Here is a 15590-nt window from a genome sequence, read left to right on the forward strand (position 1 = left end):
CGCCTGCGGCGGGCTTGTTCCCCTACCCCGCCCCTTCCCGAAACTGGGGGCAAGCCCCCAGACCCCCGAAGCACGCTTCGCGCGCTGTCCTCAAACGCCGGACGGGCTGGATTTCCAGCCCGTCCGGCGTTTGAGGACGCGCCCGCAGGGCGCTCTCCGCCGAAGGCGGCAACGGACCCGCACATCGGGGTCTGGGGCAGCGCCCCAGTTTCGGGAAGGGGCGGGGTAGGGGAACAAAGCGCCGCAGGCAACCCGCACCCAGGCACGGGTCCGGGGCGGAGCCCCGGCCACGGCGGAGCAGCGCAGCAGACCCTGCGAAAAGGCCCCCAGGCCCTACTCCCCCGCCTGCGGCGTCGTCGCCTTCAGAGCCAGCCACAATTCCATCCGCACATCCGGGTCGTCCAAAGAGCGCCCCAGAATCTCCTCCACCCGCCGCATCCGGTACCGCAACGTATGCCGGTGCACGCCCAGATCCGCCGCCGCCGCGTCCCACTGGCCGTGGCGCGAGAGCCAGGCCCGCAGGGAGGCGACGAGGTCGCCGCGGCCCGTCGCGTCGTGTTCGCGCAGGGCGCGCAGCATCCCGTCGGCGAAGGCCCGTACGGCGTCGTCGGCGAGCAGCGGGAGGACGGAGCCGGCCGCGACCTCCTCGTGTTCGACCAGGACCCGGCCGCGGCGCCGGGCCACCGAGAGGGCCTGTTCGGCCTGGCGGAAGGCGGAGGCGGCGGCGACGGTCCCCACGGGGGCCGACAGGCCGACGACCAGGTCGTCGTCGGGCGCCGCGGCGCTGCGGTCCCGCGGCCGCGCCTTCGTGCCCCGCCGCTCCTCGATGGCCCGCGCGTGCTCCGCGCAGGCCGCGACCGCCGCGCCGCCGTCGGAGGCGAGGACGACGAGGCGCTCGCCGTCCGGCACCACCAGGACGGCCTCCGCCGCCCGGCCCGCCGCGGTGTCGACGGCGTCCGCGAGCACCCCGAGGGGGTCGGGCGCATCCTCGTCCTGCTCGCTGTCCTCCATCGCCGCCTCCGCGACGAGCACCCGGAAGGGGGCGTCCAGCAGGCTGCCGTAGAGGTCCCCGGCGACGGCCCGCGCGTGGTCCGGCTCCCCGGCCAGCAGCATCCGCAGCACCGCGGCGCCGAGCCGCGCCTCGGCGTCCTGGAGGGTCCGGGAGCGTTCGGTGGTGAGGGTGAGCAGCGCGATCGCGGACTGCACGGCGTAGCGCTCGGCGGTGCCCAGCGGGGCGGCCGTGCCGACGGCGAGGACGCCCCGGGCCCGGCGGCCGGAGCCCAGCGACTGGAGCTCGACCCGGTCGGCGCCTTCCTCGGCGGGGTCGGAGCCGACGACGGCGGTGGCCGGCGCGGGCCGCTCCCGCAGCCGTTCGACGTCGCGGGTCAGCCGGGCGGCCCGGCGCGCGGCCCAGTCGGGGGCCGCGGCGACGACGGCGCCCGAGGTGTCGTAGAGCGCGGCCCACCCGTCGAGGTGCGCGGCGAGCCGGGCCAGCAGCGCGGCGGGGCCCTCGGGGCCGAGCGCCGCGCGGGTCAGCTCGCGCTGCGCCTCGAAGCCCGCGGTCACCGCGCGGTACTGATCGGCCGCCATGGCCGCCGAGACCGCCTTGCTGATGGCGATGAACGGCGTCTTCCGGGGCACCTCAAGCAGCGGCAGCCCCTCCTCCGCCGCGGCCTCGACCAGCGCCCGCGGCACCTCGTCGTAATTGACGCCCACCGCGAAGCCGAGCCCGACCACCCCGGCCCTGACCAGGCGGCGCACGTACGGCCGCATCGCCTCCGGGTCGGCGGCGTCGATCTTCATCGCGGTGATCAGGAGGAGCTCGCCGCCGTCCATCCACGGCACGGGGTCGGCGAGTTCGCTGACGTGCGCCCAGCGGACGGGGGTGTCCAGCCGGTCCTCCCCCGCGAGCACGACGAGCTTGAGCGCGGAGTGGTGGACGAGCGAGGCGAGGGTGGGAGGCATGGCACCTTCGGAAGAGGGCGACTGTGCCGTCCCGTATGAACGGCTGTTCCCGATTCTGCCTCAGTGGAGGATTCGTGGGGAACGCGTACGCCATATTCCGGACGGCCCCGGTTCGCGTGCCCCCTGCTCACTTCGTGAGGTCGACCAGCACCGGTGGCGCGCTCGCCCCCCGTACGGAGGTCACCGACAGCACCGCGTGCCCCGCCGGCACGGCGTGCGCCAGCTCTGAGGCGGACCAGCGCTCGCGCTCCACCTTGCGGACGGTCACGGACTGCGCGGTCACCGCCCGGCCGGTCACCAGGCGGCGCAGGATGTGCGTGGCCCGGGTGAGGGGTTCGTGGGCGATGACCTGCCGGTCGGTGATGTCGCGGGCCTCCACCCACTCCTTGCCCCAGACCTCCGCGAACCGCGCGCCGTCCCAGGTGGTCACGCCCGAGAACGCCATCCGGCAGCCGACCGCGCCGAGCAGCGCGCTGCGCAGCGTCTCGGGCACGTCGTCGAGCGTGCGGAGGGTGAGCACGGCCCCGGCGTTGGCCGAGCGCAGCCGGCCGAGCCCGCGCACGGCCTCGGGGGTGACGGCGTGGGTCGCGTCGTCCAGCACCAGGCAGGCGAACAGCGAGCGGTCGGCGCGGCCGACGGTGCACTCGGTGAACTGCGCGAGGACGAGCCGGGCCAGCATCCGGGACGCCTCCGCGTGCCCCCGCTCCGGCAGGTCGATCCGTACGCGCAGGGGGTGTTCGAGGGTGCGGAGCGAGAAGGTGCGGCCGGGCCGGGTGGTGTCGAAGAAGCGCGCGAAGGCGGGCCGGTCGAGCAGGGCCAGCCGGTCGGCGAGCAGGGGCCCGGCGTCACCGGCGCGCTGTGCCTGCCGTTCGCGGGCGTCGAGCTCGCGCACCTGCGCGTCCTGCCCGGCGGCGACGAGCGCGTCCCGCAGCGCGCCGACGGCGGTGGCGGAGCCGTCGAGGAGCTCGCGCAGTTCCGGCACGGAGGGGAAGCGGCCGTGGGCGGCGCGGTAGGGGCCGAGGATCTGGGCGAGCGCGGTCGCGGCGCGGCGGCCGCCCTCGCCGGGGAGCGTGGCGGTGAGGTCGCCGACGAGCCCCTCGGCGAGCACGGCGGCGGCCTCGTCGGGGTCTTCCGTACCGCCGTAGAGGTCGAGGTCGTACGCCGAGTCCGGGCGTCCGATGCGCACCACGATGTCGAACGCCTCGTCCGGCGCGAGCCCCGCGCCCGCCGCGCCGACGGCGACGACCGCGGTGCGTCCGGCGAGTGCCTGGAGGCAGAGCGACTCCAGTACCGGGCGCACCAGCCGGTCGGTCTTGCCGCAGCCGGGCGGGCCGACGGCGAGCAGCGAGGTGCCCAGCAGCCCCGGGTCGAGGGCGCAGCCCGCGCCGCGGTGCGCGTAGGGGTTGCGCGCGTCGTCGGCGGCGGTGCCGAGCCGCACCTGCCGGGTGACGAGGTCGTGCCGGGCGGCGCGTACGGGCAGGTCGCGCGCGCCGGAGGGGTGGGCGCAGGCGGCCGCGCCGTGCCGGAGCACGGCCTCGGTGAAGGAGGCGAGCCGGCCGGGCTGGGCGCGCACCGACTCCCAGGCGCGCTGGATGCGCGCGTGGTCGACGTCGTTCATCGCCCCGGACCGCGCCTCGGCGGCCAGCAGCCGCGCGGCGTCGTGGGCCCCGGCGGCCAGCAGCTCGGGCCACTCGGCGGGGTCGCCCTGCGCGTTCGGGGCGGGGCGGTGCGTGCGGCCCGCGTCGTGGCGGTGGCCGCGCTGGTCGGCGGGGCCGTAGCGGCGCCGGACCTCGCGCCAGCAGCCGACGCGGCAGGCGATGGACAGCAGCAGGAGGGTGAAGAGGACGTAGTAGGTGTATCCGGCGTAGAGCCGGGAGAGCGGGTCCCAGGAGTCCGGGGTGAAGGCGAAGAGCGGCCAGATCCAGGCGTCGCCCACCGCGCCGTTCCAGCACAGCAGCCACACCACCCACACGCCGGCGAAGGCGGCCGCCGCCCGGCCGAGGAGTGCCCCTTGCGCGAGGCGCTCGGGCCGGGGCGGGCTGACGGAGGGCGGCATGCGGCGCCAGAAGCGCTCCCACAGGGGGGTGACGAAGCGGCGCCACAGTTCGGGCCACCGGCCGACGCGGCCGAAGCCGACGGCGAGGACGCAGGCGGCGAGCGCGTAGTAGACGTACGAGGCGATCATCCACTCCTCGGTGCCGTCCTGCCACGAACCCGGCGCCATGGCGCGCAGCGGCCACTTCCAGTACGGGCCGAGGTAGCCGTGCCACAGCAGGGACCAGAACAGCCAGCCGCACAGGAAGGCGATCACCGCGCCGCTGATCAGCTGCCGGCCGGGCACCCGGCCGGGCTCCTCGGGGGCCCTGGGCCGGTGGTCGAAGGCCCAGACGCCCGGCTGGGCCTGGGCGCGCGGGGCGCGCAGCCAGGCCATGAAGGGCGATTCCTGCTGGTGCGCGGGTGGCGGGGTGCCCTGCGGCGGGACGGCCGGCATGCGCGGAGGTCCGGCGGGCCTCGGTGGCACACCGCGGTGACCGGCGGACTCTCGCGGTCCCGATGAGCCCGGCGAGTCGAACGTGCCCTCAGTGTCCATCGCGTCCATCGCTGCCTTGCCCCCACCAGAACTCGTGTACCGCGTGTCCGACGTGCGCGCCGCAGCTCAATCTAATAGGCGTGGGCGGGGAGTTCAGGTGACCCGCGGGATGCCACGCCCCCGTATGGTCATGATCACCCGCAGGTGGCGCGCGGGCCGAGCGGGCGGCCCGCCATGTCCGCCGCGGACAAGGCGGCGCGCGCACTTCTCCCGAACGGAACATGCCCGACCCCGCCCGGCACCCCTAGCCTGCGACGTAAAAGCCCGACTGATCTCGTTCATCCCCCTGGAGCCCTCTCATGACCGCACTGACCGGAGGCCCGTCCCTCCCCCAGGAGCGCCGCGTCGTCACCGCGATCCCCGGCCCGAAGTCGCTCGAGCTGCAGGCCCGCCGGACGGCGACGGTCGCGGCGGGCGTGGGCTCGACCCTGCCGGTGTTCACCGTGCGCGCGGGCGGCGGCGTGATCGAGGACGTCGACGGCAACTCCCTCATCGACTTCGGCTCCGGCATCGCCGTGACCTCGGTGGGCTCCAGCGCGGAGGCTGTCGTGCGCCGCGCGTCCGCGCAGCTCGCCGACTTCACCCACACCTGTTTCATGGTGACGCCGTACGAGGGCTACGTGGAGGTCTGCGAGCAGCTCGCCGAGCTGACGCCGGGCGACCACGCCAAGAAGTCGGCGCTGTTCAACTCCGGCGCCGAGGCGGTGGAGAACGCGGTGAAGATCGCCCGCGCGTACACCAAGCGCCAGGCGGTCGTCGTCTTCGACCACGGCTACCACGGCCGGACGAACCTGACGATGGCGCTCACCGCCAAGAACATGCCGTACAAGCACGGCTTCGGCCCGTTCGCGCCCGAGGTCTACCGCGTGCCGGTGGCGTACGGCTACCGCTGGCCGACCGGCCCGGAGAACTGCGCCGAGGAGGCCGCGGCCCAGGCCATCGACGCCATCACCAAGCAGGTGGGCGCGGACAACGTGGCCGCGATCATCATCGAGCCGGTGCTCGGCGAGGGCGGCTTCATCGAGCCGGCCAAGGGATTCCTGCCGCGCATCGCGCAGTTCGCGAAGGACAACGGCATCGTCTTCGTCGCGGACGAGATCCAGTCCGGCTTCTGCCGTACCGGCCAGTGGTTCGCGTGCGAGGACGAGGGCATCGTCCCGGACCTGATCACGACGGCGAAGGGCATCGCGGGCGGCCTGCCGCTCGCCGCCGTAACCGGCCGCGCGGAGATCATGGACGCGGCGCACCCGGGCGGCCTGGGCGGCACGTACGGCGGCAACCCGGTGGCGTGCGCGGCGGCGCTCGGCTCGATCGAGACCATGCGCGAGCTGGACCTCAACGCGAAGGCCAAGCGCATCGAGGAGGTCATGAAGGGCCGCCTGGCGGACATGCGGGACAAGCTCGACAACGGCGCCGTCATCGGTGACATCCGCGGCCGCGGCGCGATGATCGCGATCGAGCTGGTGAAGCCGGGCACCAAGGACCCGGACCCGGAGGCGGCGGGCGCGCTCGCGAAGGCGTGCCACGCGGAGGGCCTGCTGGTCCTGACCTGCGGCACGTACGGCAACGTGCTGCGCTTCCTGCCGCCGCTGGTCATCGGCGAGGACCTGCTGAACGAGGGCCTGGACATCATCGAGGCCGCGTTCACACGTCTGTAACCGACGGTAATGCCGCGGTAATCGCGGCTTGGGGTCGTCATGGGGTGAAGAACCTGTGCGGGGCGGGTGGTGGAGGGGTGATCCGGCTGTCCGGACGTCCCGCCCTGCCGTACGGTTTCGGCAGATGAATGCAACACCCCGTCCGCAGGGGACTGCGGACACCGCCGTGCCGGCGCGTCCCCGTCGCCGACCCGGTCGTGCCTTCGCGCACACCACCGGAGCTCGCCGCTCCGGGCATCCTCACCGATCGGACGGCCGCCCGCCCCATACCCCCCGGGGCGCGCGGCACCCCGGTCACCACGGCGGCCTCGGAACCTCCCCCCCTGTTCCGGGGCCGTCGGCCCGGGGCCTGCTCCTCCCCGGCCTCTGCGCCCTCCTCCTCGCGCTGTTCACCTGGCAGGTCGTCACCCACGGCCCGCTGCGCGCCCTCGACGAGCGGGCGGGCCGCGCGGTCCTCGGCTCGGCGCTGCCGGACGGCGCCGCCCACTTCTTCGCCGACCTCGGCAACACCGCGGTCGCCCTGCCCGTGCTCGCGCTGGCCATGGCCCTCTCGGCGCTGCGCGCCGCCCGCACCCGGCGCTGGTGGCCCCCGCTGTGCGCGGCGCTCACCATGGCCGCCGTCCCCGCGCTGGTCGTACCCGTCAAGGACGCCGTCGGCCGGCCGGGCCCGGCGGCCATGGCGGGCGCGCACGAGGGCTTCTTCCCCTCGGGTCACGCCCCCACGGCTGCGGTCGCCTACGGCGCGGCCGCGCTGCTGTTCCTGCTCCACCGGCCGGGCCGGGTACGGGCCTTCGCGGTGGCTTCGTATGCGGCCGTCAACGCGGGCGTCGGCGTGGGACTCGTCCGGTGCGGCTTCCACTGGCCCCTGGACGTGCTCGCCGGCTGGTGCCTGGCGGGGGTGCTGCTGTGGGGCCTGGCACGCGCGCTCAGCCGTCCTCCCGGCGCGGGTCGCCCGCGAGGAACGCGGCGGCCTCGTGCATCGACAGCTCAAGGACCGCCGGGTCCGTGAGGGTTCCCGTGCCGTCCGGCGGGACGATCCAGCGGACGCCGGAGGCGGTCCGGCCGGGGTGCGGGACGACCACCCAGCTGCCCCTGCCCACGGCCCGCACCCCGGTCGCGACCCACCCGGCGGCCGTGCCCGGCGGGACGAAGAAGCCCATCCGGCTGTCCCCGTAGTCGGCGAGGACGGGACCGAGCCGGTCGGTGCACCGCGACAGGACGTCCAGGGTGGGGTGGCCGAGCGCGCTGGAGAGGATGAGCACGTCCCAGACCCGCCCGGCGGGCAGGAGCGCGATCCCCAGCGGGTTGCGCTCCCACTCCCACCGGCAGGTCGCGGGGTCGGGGGCGGCCGTCGCCAGCCACTCCACCGCGCTCCTCGTCCCCGCTCCGTCGCTCATGGGGTCCTCCGTTTCCGTGGGTGCCTGTTTCTGCATTCACGGATGAGAGGGCCGGGAGGGCGGATCATTACACGGGTTCACGGCACGAGCCGAGGCGAACGGCGCACCGCCGGGCTCCGCCGGACACTCCGGCGCACGGCAGGGGGCTCGCGGCTCAGCTGTCGAAGCCCATGCCGACCTTGTCCATGGCCTTGAGCCAGAGGTTGCGGCGGCCGCCGTTGCGGTCGGCCCGGCTCATCGCCCACTGCGTGATGCCGATGCCCATGGTCCGCACGGGCTCGGGCGGGAACGGCAGCGGCTTGCTGCGGACCATCTCCAGCTCCGTGCGCTCGGTGCGCTCCCCGCTCAGCAGGTCGAGCATGACGTCCGCCCCGAAGCGGCTCGCGCCGACGCCGAGGCCGGTGTAGCCGAGCGCGTAGGCGACCCGGCCGCCGTGCGCGGTGCCGAAGAACGCCGAGAAGCGGGAGCAGGTGTCGATGGCGCCGCCCCAGTTGTGGGTGAAGCGGATCCCTTCGAGCTGGGGGAAGCAGCGGAAGAAGTGCTCGGCGAGCTTCCGGTACGTGGCCGGGTGGTGGTCGTAGTCCGGCCGGACGCCGCCCCCGTAGTGGTGGACGATGTCGTAACCGCCCCACAGGATGCGGTGGTCGGGGGTGATGCGGAAGTAGTGGAAGTGGTTGGCGGCGTCGCCGAGCCCCTGCCGGTTCTTCCAGCCGATCGCGGCGCGCTGCTCCTCGTTCAGCGGCTCGGTCATCAGCGCGTAGTCGTAGACGGGCGTGATGAACGGCCGTACGCGCTTGACGAGCGAGGGGAAGGCGTTGGTGCCGAGGGCGGCGTGCCGGGCGAAGACGCGGCCGTACGGGGTGCGGACGGCGAGGCCGGCGGAGCGCGCGGAGAGCTGGGTGCCGGGGGTGTGTTCGTAGATCCGCACGCCCAGCTCCAGGCAGACGCGCTTGAGGCCCCAGGCGAGGCGGGCGGGGTGGAGCATGGCCACGCCGGTGCGGTCCCAGAGCCCGGCGAGGAAGGTCGGGGAGTCGACCTCGGCGCGCAGGGCGTCCCGGTCGAGGAACTCGTAGCCGGGCAGGCCCAGTTCGGCGACCTCGTCGGCGGCCTGGCGGAGCTCCTGGAACTGGTGGGGAGCGGTGGCGATGTCTATCTCGCCGGTGCGCTCGAAGTCGCAGTCGATGCCGTGGCGGGCGACGGTGGCCTCGATCTCGTCGAGGTTGCTCCGGCCCAGCCGCTCCAGGGCGGCCAGTTCACCGGGCCAGCGGGCCTGGCCGTTGGCCCAGCCGTGGGTGAGGGAGGCGGAACAGAAGCCGCCGTTGCGGCCGGAGGCGGCCCAGCCGACCTCCTGGGCCTCGATGACGACGACGTCCCGGGCCGGGTCGCGCTCCTTGGCGCGGAGCGCGGTCCACAGTCCGGAGTAACCGCCGCCGACGACGAGCAGGTCGGTGTGCTCGTCGCCGACGAGGGACGGGAGTGCCTCCGGCCGGGAGGGGTCGTCGAGCCAGTAGGGCCGGGGGGCGGCGTGGATGAGTGATTGCGCAGGGTTCATGGCACGAGAGGCCATGGTCTCAGCTCCTTCTACGGCGCCTGCCGACCAGCTGACCGGCGAGGACGCACAGCACGGCGACGGCGAACATCGCCGTCCCGATGACATTGATCTGAACGGGAGTGCCTCGTTGCGCGGATCCCCAGACGAACATGGGGAAGGTCACGGTCGAGCCGGCGTTGAAGTTCGTGATGATGAAGTCGTCGAAGGACAGGGCGAAGGACAGCAGGGCACCGGCCGCGATCCCGGGGGCGGCGATGGGGAGGGTGACCCGCAGGAAGGTCTGGAACGGGGTGGCGTAGAGGTCCTGGGCGGCCTGCTCCAGGCGCGGGTCCATGGACATCACCCGTGCCTTCACCGCCGTCACCACGAAGCTCAGGCAGAACATGATGTGGGCGATGAGGATCGTCCAGAAGCCGAAGGTGACGCCCATGTTGAGGAAGAGCGTGGCCAGCGAGGCGGCCATGACGACCTCGGGCATGGCCATCGGCAGGAAGAGCAGGGTGCTCACCGAGGACCGGGCGCGGAAGCGGTAGCGGGCGAGCGCGAAGGCGATCATCGTGCCGAGCACGGTCGCGCCGACGGTCGCCCAGACGGCGATGCGCAGGCTCAGCGAGAGCGAGCCGCACAGGTCGGCGACGCCGCAGGGGTCGGTCCAGGCGTCGGTGGAGAAGTGCTGCCACTCGTAGTTGAAGCGGCCGTTGGGCTTGTTGAAGGAGAAGACCGTCACGATGACGTTGGGCAGGATCAGATAGCCGAGGGTGCCAAGGCCCGCGATCACCACGAGGTTGCGGCGCAGCCAGCGCGTCACAGCGCTCATCAGACGAGGTCCTCCGTCCCGGACTTGCGGATGTAGAGCGTGACCATGGCGAGGATGGCGGCCATGAGGATGAAGGACAGCGCGGCGGCGGTCGGGTAGTCCAGGACGCGCAGGAACTGGGACTGGATGACGTTCCCGATCATCTTCTGGTCGGTGGAGCCCAGCAGTTCGGCGTTGATGTAGTCGCCGGTGGCGGGGATGAAGGTGAGCAGGGTGCCCGCGACGACGCCCGGCATGGACAGCGGGAAGGTCACCTTGCGGAAGGTGGTGAGGGGACTGGCGTAGAGGTCTCCGGCCGCTTCGTGGAGCCGTGGGTCGATGCGTTCGAGTGAGGTGTAGAGCGGCAGGATCATGAAGGGCAGGAAGTTGTAGGTGAGACCGCAGACGACGGCGAGCGGGGTGGCGAGCACGCGGTGTCCCTCGGTGACGCCCAGGGCGTTGGTGATGTCGAGGACGTGCAGGCTGTTCAGCGTGGAGACGACGGGGCCACCGTCGGAGAGGATCGTCTTCCAGGCGAGGGTGCGGATCAGGAAGCTGGTGAAGAACGGCGCTATGACGAGGATCATCAGCAGGTTGCGCCAGCGGCCCGCCTTGAAGGCGATGAGGTAGGCGAGCGGGTAACCGAGGGCGAGGCAGAGCACGGTGGCGGTGGCGGAGTAGGCCACCGAGCGCAGGAACTGCGGGTAGTACTCGCTGAGGGCGTCCGCGTAGGTGGCGAAGTGCCAGGTGACCTTGAAGCCCTCTTCGAGGGATCCGGTCTGCACGGAGGTGGACGCCTGGTAGACCAGGGGCGCGGCGAAGAAGACGAGGAGCCACAGGATGCCGGGGAGCAGCAGCCAGTAGGGGACGAGCTTCTTGCGGCGGGCGGACGCGCCGGCGGTGGCGGGCGCCTCGGTGTCGGTGTCGGCGGTGGTTGTGGTCGTGATGCTCGCCGTATTGTTTCCGTTCGCTTCTCCGCCCGCGAGGCGCAGAGGTGCGGCTTCCGATGTCATCTGCGGCTCGGCGGCCTCGCGTGCGTCGCTCACGTCCCCTCCCCCGCGTCCGTGCCGGCCTCGACGCTCTGCGCCGCGTCCAGGCCGAAGCTGTGACCCGGGTTCCAGTGGAGGACGACCTCGGCGCCGGGCGCGAGACGGCTGTCGCGCTCGATGTTCTGCTCGTAGACGGACAGGCCGGGGCCGACGGGGCTGTCGACGACGTACTGCGTGGAGACGCCGATGAAGCTGGAGTCGGCGATGCGGCCGGTGACGCGGTTGCGGCCCTCGGGGATGGAGGCGGCGTCGTCGGCGTGGGCGAGAGTGATCTTCTCGGGCCGTATGCCGAGCAGAAGCTTCTCGCCCGTGCGGGCGGTGGTCGTACATCGGGTCGCCGGAAGGGTGAGTTTGGTATCACACGCGCGCAGAAGGATGTCGTCGCCGGAGGTGCCGAGGATGTCGGCGGTGATGAGGTTGGACGTGCCGAGGAAGTTGGCGACGAAGGTGGTGCGCGGCGTCTCGTAGAGGTCGGCGGGGGCGCCGAGCTGCTCGACCCGGCCGCCGTTCATGACCGCGACGGTGTCGGCCATGGTCATGGCCTCCTCCTGGTCGTGGGTGACGTGCACGAAGGTGATGCCGACCTCGGTCTGGATGCGCTTGAGCTCCAGCTGCATCTGGCGGCGGAGCTTGAGGTCGAGGGCTCCGAGAGGCTCGTCGAGGAGCAGCACCTGCGGGTGGTTGATGAGGGCGCGGGCGACCGCGACGCGCTGCTGCTGGCCGCCGGAGAGCTGGTGCGGCTTGCGCCGGGCGTAGTCGCCGAGCTGCACGAGGTCGAGCATGTCGCCGACCTGCTTCTTCACCGACTTGACGCCGCGGCGGCGGAGGCCGAAGGCGACGTTCTCGTAGATGTCGAGGTGGGGGAAGAGCGCGTAGCTCTGGAAGACGGTGTTGACGGGCCGCTTGTGCGGGGGCAGGGCGGTGACGTCCTTGCCGGCGAGTTCGACGCTGCCGGTGGTGGGGTCCTCCAGGCCGGCGATCATCCGCAGGGTGGTGGTCTTGCCGCAGCCGGAGGCACCGAGGAGCGCGAAGAAGGAGCCCGCGGGGATGGCCAGGTCGAGCGGGTGGACCGCGGTGAACGAGCCGTAGCGCTTGCTGATGGCGGTGAGGCGGACGTCCGTGCCGCTGCTGCTGACGGTGGGGGCGGCGGTTGCTGTCATGGGTCTGGTCCAGGGGTGTCGGGGGCGTGAGCGCGTACGGCACGTACAGCCGCGTACGTTCTCATATGTCCGGGGGCGTGTGCCGCGCCGGTGGCCCGTATGGCGGTCTGGCGCCGGGGAGCTCGGAGAATTCTGCGTTCTGCTGGTGACGGGCGTTGCGGAGGGACCAGAAGATTGTCGCCGGAAATCGGGGCGGTGCCGTCGCCGTGGCGTGTCACGGGCGGCCGCGCCGCCGCCGGGTCAGCCGACCGTGAAGACGGTGCGGTGCCATGCCTTCCGTGCGACGGCCGTGTTGTCGGACATGACGTGCTTGACCTGGGTGTATTCGTCGAAGGAGTAGGCGGACATGTCCTTGCCGTAGCCGGAGGCCTTGTAGCCGCCGTGCGGCATCTCACTGAGGATCGGGATGTGGTCGTTGACCCAGACGCAGCCGGCCTTGAGCTCCCGGGTGGCGCGGCCGGTGCGGTAGACGTCGCGGCTCCACGCGGAGGCGGCGAGTCCGTAGGGCGTGTCGTTGGCGAGCGCGATGCCCTCGTCGTCGCTGTCGAAGGGGAGCACGACGAGGACGGGTCCGAAGACCTCGTCCTGGACGATCTCGCTGTCCTGGGCGGCGCCGGTGACGAGTGTGGGGAGGTAGTAGGCGCCCTTCGCCAGTTCGCCGGCCGGGGCCTCGCCTCCGGTGACGACGGTGGCGTGGGAGCGGGCCCGGTCGACGAAGCCGGCGACCCGGTCGCGGTGCGCGTGCGAGATCAGCGGCCCGAGGTCGGTGGCCGGGTCGAAGGGGTCGCCGAGGCGGACACCGGCCATGAGGTCGGCGACGCCGGACACGAACGCCTCGTAGAGCGGCCGCTGGACGTAGGCGCGGGTGGCGGCCGTGCAGTCCTGGCCGGTGTTGATGAGCGCGCCCGCGACCGCGCCGTGGACGGCGGCCTCCAGGTCGGCGTCGTCGAAGACGACGAAGGGGGCCTTGCCGCCGAGTTCGAGGTGCAGCCGTTTGACGGTGGCGGTGGCGATCTCGGCGACCCGCCGGCCGACCGTGGTGGAGCCGGTGAAGGAGGTCATGGCGACCGACGGGTGGCCGACGAGGCGCTCGCCCGCGTCCCGGCCCGCGCCGCTGACCACGTTGACCACGCCGTCGGGGATCCCGGCGTCGGTCGCCGCCTGAGCGAACATCAGGGAGGTCAGCGGCGTGAGTTCGGCGGGCTTGAGGACGACGGTGTTCCCCGCGGCGATCGCCGGGAGCACCTTCCAGGCGGCCATCTGGAGGGGGTAGTTCCACGGTGCGATCGAGCCGACGACGCCGATCGGCTCGCGGCGGATGTACGAGGTGTGGTCGGCGCTGTACTCCCCGGCCGACCTGCCCTCCAGGTGGCGGGCGGCGCCGGCGAAGAACGCGGCGTTGTCGACCGTGCCGGGGACGTCGAAGCCGGTGGTGAGGCGGACGGGCTTGCCGCACTGGGCCGATTCGGCGAGCGCCAGGTCCTCCGCCCGCTCGGCGAGGACGCCGGCGAACCGGTGGAGGGCGGCCGAGCGCTCGCCGGGGGTGGCACTCGCCCAGCCGGGGAGGGCTTTCGCGGCGGCGTCGACGGCCGCGTCGACATCGGCGGGCCCGGCGAGCTCGTAGCTCAGGATCTCCGCTCCGGTGGCCGGGTCCACGACCGCGTGCGCACGGCCCGAACTGCCGGACCTCAGTCGTCCGTCGATGTACTGCGCGCCCTCGGCGAACCGTTCCGCCCCGTCGAACCGTCGATCCATCGCGCACTCCTCCGCCGACCGCAGAGACCTGTGGAAGGCGTAGCTCCAACTGGATTCGGATGCCGATCCTGACAGAGGAGTTGATGAGCAACAAGGGATTCCGTCGCAATGTTTTGAAAGCGCGACGAATTCAGTGCGGAGGGCAGAGCGCTCGCGGGGCCGCCCGCCGCCCGGAAATTCCCGGCCTTCTGTCAGTGGCCGGTGCCAGAATGGCGAGCATGAAGATCAACGGGGACGGGAACGGCCGCGGGCCGCGGTCGGTGGAACAGCTGAAGGAGGCCGTCGCCCGGGGCGAGCCGGTGGAGTACGTCTGCTTCTGGGGCCACCGGCCGCGCCGGGACGGCAGCGTGGGGAAGGGATGCTTCAGCCAGTGGTGGCCGTCGCCGTTCGCGGTGGACGGCACGGTCTACGCCACGGCCGAGCACTGGATGATGGCGGGCAAGGCCCGGCTCTTCGGCGACGGGGAGGCGCTGGCCGAGGTCCTCGCGGCCGGGCACCCCAAGAAGGCCAAGGACGCGGGGCGCACGGTGCGCGGTTTCGACGAGGAGGCCTGGCGGCGGCACCGCTTCGAGCTGGTGGTGGAGGGCAGCGTCCACAAGTTCGCGCAGGACCCCGAGCTCCGCGCCTTCCTGCTGGGCACGGGTGACCGGGTGCTGGTCGAGGCCAGCCCGCTCGACCGCGTCTGGGGCATCGGCCTGGCCGCGGACGACGAGCGGGCCCAGGACCCCGCGCGCTGGCGCGGGGAGAATCTGCTGGGCTTCGCCCTGATGGAGGCGCGGGAGCGGCTGGCGGCCTAGTACGGGGCGGGGGCGCGGTCCACGATCCGCACGGCGGCCGACAGATACGCGCCGTAGGTCGCGCCCGGGTCGTCCTCCGGTGCGGGGTCCTTGTGGCTGCTGTGGCCGACGTTGATGTAGAAGATCAGCATCAGCACGCTGGCGAGGAGCCCCACACCGCCGAGGATCAGCCCGGCGAGGGACTGCCCGCCGTTGTCGGCCTCGCCGTTGCTCACCTTCGACCGGCCTATGCCGCCGAAGATGATCGCGAGTATGCCGAGGATGACGCCGAGGAAGACCGTCGGCGACAGCACGGTGCCGATGATGCCGAGCACGAGGGCGGCCACGCCGAGGCCGTTGCCCGCCGAGGGCACGGGCTGCTGCCAGCCGGGCCCGTAGGGCGCCGTGGGGTAGCCGTAGGAGCCGGGCGGCGCGTAGCCGTAGGGAGGCTGCCCGTAGGGGGCGGCGTGGCCGTACGGGGGCTGTCCGTACGGCATCTGACCGTAGGGCTGCTGCCCGTACGGGCCCGCGGGATACGCGCTCGGGGTGCCCGGGCCGGTGGGCGCCTGCGGCACCGGCGGCACCGCGGAGGCGGTCGGCGCGGCCGGGGGGAAGACGTGCGGGGGCGGGCCCTGGGGGGCGCCCGGCGGCACGGCACCGTGCGGCGGCGCCGTCCGCGCGCCGGGCTTGTCGAGGGGCACGCGCTGCTGGGGCAGCTGCTGCTCGCCGGGCCCGTCGAGCTGCGCGCGCGGCTCCGGCGGAGCCCAGGGATCGCGGTCCCGCGACTCCGGCCGCCCGTCGGCCATGGCGCCCTTGTCGGACCCGGTCTCGGACCCCTTGTCGGACATAGTCCTCCCCAGTCGTTTCCCCGTCATGCTAAGGCCTGAGCACG

General features: G+C 73.1%; 12 protein-coding genes. 3 read left to right on the plus strand and 9 right to left on the minus strand.

The annotated features are described in order from the left end of the window. Positions 1-333: 333 nt before the first annotated feature. Together ACFY1P_RS32505 and ACFY1P_RS32510 are read right to left on the minus strand one after the other, a co-directional pair. Positions 334-1965 carry a PucR family transcriptional regulator gene (locus ACFY1P_RS32505; RefSeq protein WP_390752648.1) on the minus strand — a complete coding sequence of 544 codons (1632 nt, stop codon included), beginning with the start codon at positions 1963-1965 and terminating at the stop codon, positions 334-336. 127 nt (positions 1966-2092) lie between these two features. Continuing rightward, entirely contained in the window at positions 2093-4456 is a 2364-nt protein-coding gene (locus ACFY1P_RS32510; protein WP_390752649.1) for an ATP/GTP-binding protein, read from the minus strand. 398 nt (positions 4457-4854) lie between these two features. Between ACFY1P_RS32510 and gabT the strand changes: the two genes are divergently transcribed. Then, on the plus strand, positions 4855-6213 hold the full coding sequence (gene gabT / locus ACFY1P_RS32515) for a 4-aminobutyrate--2-oxoglutarate transaminase (RefSeq protein ID WP_361532529.1): 1359 nt from the start codon (positions 4855-4857) through the stop codon (positions 6211-6213). Positions 6214-6337: 124 nt separating this feature from the next. After that, on the plus strand, positions 6338-7222 hold the full coding sequence (locus tag ACFY1P_RS32520; protein WP_390752650.1) for a phosphatase PAP2 family protein: 885 nt from the start codon (positions 6338-6340) through the stop codon (positions 7220-7222). Here ACFY1P_RS32520 and ACFY1P_RS32525 read toward each other — a convergent pair. The 6 genes from ACFY1P_RS32525 to ACFY1P_RS32550 all read right to left on the minus strand — a co-directional run bounded on the left by ACFY1P_RS32525 (position 7140) and on the right by ACFY1P_RS32550 (position 13922). Next, positions 7140-7610, minus strand: a complete 471-nt coding sequence (locus ACFY1P_RS32525; protein WP_361532523.1) for a hypothetical protein — start codon at positions 7608-7610, stop codon at positions 7140-7142. The two genes, ACFY1P_RS32520 and ACFY1P_RS32525, sit on opposite strands and share 83 nt — an antisense overlap. A gap of 154 nt (positions 7611-7764) precedes the next feature. Beyond that, positions 7765-9177, minus strand: coding sequence for an NAD(P)/FAD-dependent oxidoreductase (locus ACFY1P_RS32530; protein ID WP_390752651.1), 1413 nt, complete (start codon positions 9175-9177; stop codon positions 7765-7767). Positions 9178-9181: 4 nt separating this feature from the next. Next, positions 9182-9979 (minus strand): ABC transporter permease, encoded by a 798-nt coding sequence (locus tag ACFY1P_RS32535; protein WP_361532517.1) that lies wholly within the window; start codon positions 9977-9979, stop codon positions 9182-9184. Continuing rightward, positions 9979-11004, minus strand: a complete 1026-nt coding sequence (locus tag ACFY1P_RS32540; protein WP_390752652.1) for an ABC transporter permease — start codon at positions 11002-11004, stop codon at positions 9979-9981. The genes ACFY1P_RS32535 and ACFY1P_RS32540 overlap by 1 nt, the downstream gene beginning before the upstream one ends. Beyond that, positions 11001-12167, minus strand: a complete 1167-nt coding sequence (locus tag ACFY1P_RS32545; protein WP_390752653.1) for an ABC transporter ATP-binding protein — start codon at positions 12165-12167, stop codon at positions 11001-11003. The genes ACFY1P_RS32540 and ACFY1P_RS32545 overlap by 4 nt, the downstream gene beginning before the upstream one ends. A gap of 240 nt (positions 12168-12407) precedes the next feature. After that, a complete protein-coding gene (locus ACFY1P_RS32550) occupies positions 12408-13922 on the minus strand; it encodes a gamma-aminobutyraldehyde dehydrogenase (RefSeq protein ID WP_361532511.1) in 1515 nt (504 codons plus the stop codon). Positions 13923-14140: 218 nt separating this feature from the next. Between ACFY1P_RS32550 and ACFY1P_RS32555 the strand changes: the two genes are divergently transcribed. After that, positions 14141-14719, plus strand: a complete 579-nt coding sequence (locus ACFY1P_RS32555; protein ID WP_361532508.1) for an NADAR family protein — start codon at positions 14141-14143, stop codon at positions 14717-14719. Here the strand turns inward: ACFY1P_RS32555 and ACFY1P_RS32560 are convergent. After that, on the minus strand, positions 14716-15546 hold the full coding sequence (locus tag ACFY1P_RS32560) for a DUF4190 domain-containing protein (protein ID WP_390752654.1): 831 nt from the start codon (positions 15544-15546) through the stop codon (positions 14716-14718). The genes ACFY1P_RS32555 and ACFY1P_RS32560 overlap by 4 nt on opposite strands. Positions 15547-15590 lie beyond the last annotated feature (44 nt).

Origin of the sequence: Streptomyces sp. NPDC001407 (assembly GCF_042895325.1) — a bacterium.
GTDB lineage: Bacteria > Actinomycetota > Actinomycetes > Streptomycetales > Streptomycetaceae > Streptomyces.

Bases quoted from the DNA above. Each gene is read 5' to 3' on its own strand.
- ACFY1P_RS32545 (WP_390752653.1), bottom strand. From the start codon at position 12,167: ATGACAGCAACCGCCGCCCCCACCGTCAGCAGCAGCGGCACGGACGTC.
- ACFY1P_RS32525 (WP_361532523.1), bottom strand. From the start codon at position 7,610: ATGAGCGACGGAGCGGGGACGAGGAGCGCGGTGGAGTGGCTGGCGACG.
- ACFY1P_RS32560 (WP_390752654.1), bottom strand. From the start codon at position 15,546: ATGTCCGACAAGGGGTCCGAGACCGGGTCCGACAAGGGCGCCATGGCC.
- ACFY1P_RS32550 (WP_361532511.1), bottom strand. From the start codon at position 13,922: ATGGATCGACGGTTCGACGGGGCGGAACGGTTCGCCGAGGGCGCGCAG.
- ACFY1P_RS32555 (WP_361532508.1), top strand. From the start codon at position 14,141: ATGAAGATCAACGGGGACGGGAACGGCCGCGGGCCGCGGTCGGTGGAA.
- ACFY1P_RS32520 (WP_390752650.1), top strand. From the start codon at position 6,338: ATGAATGCAACACCCCGTCCGCAGGGGACTGCGGACACCGCCGTGCCG.
- ACFY1P_RS32505 (WP_390752648.1), bottom strand. From the start codon at position 1,965: ATGCCTCCCACCCTCGCCTCGCTCGTCCACCACTCCGCGCTCAAGCTC.
- ACFY1P_RS32530 (WP_390752651.1), bottom strand. From the start codon at position 9,177: ATGGCCTCTCGTGCCATGAACCCTGCGCAATCACTCATCCACGCCGCC.
- ACFY1P_RS32535 (WP_361532517.1), bottom strand. From the start codon at position 9,979: ATGAGCGCTGTGACGCGCTGGCTGCGCCGCAACCTCGTGGTGATCGCG.
- ACFY1P_RS32510 (WP_390752649.1), bottom strand. From the start codon at position 4,456: ATGCCGGCCGTCCCGCCGCAGGGCACCCCGCCACCCGCGCACCAGCAG.
- gabT (WP_361532529.1), top strand. From the start codon at position 4,855: ATGACCGCACTGACCGGAGGCCCGTCCCTCCCCCAGGAGCGCCGCGTC.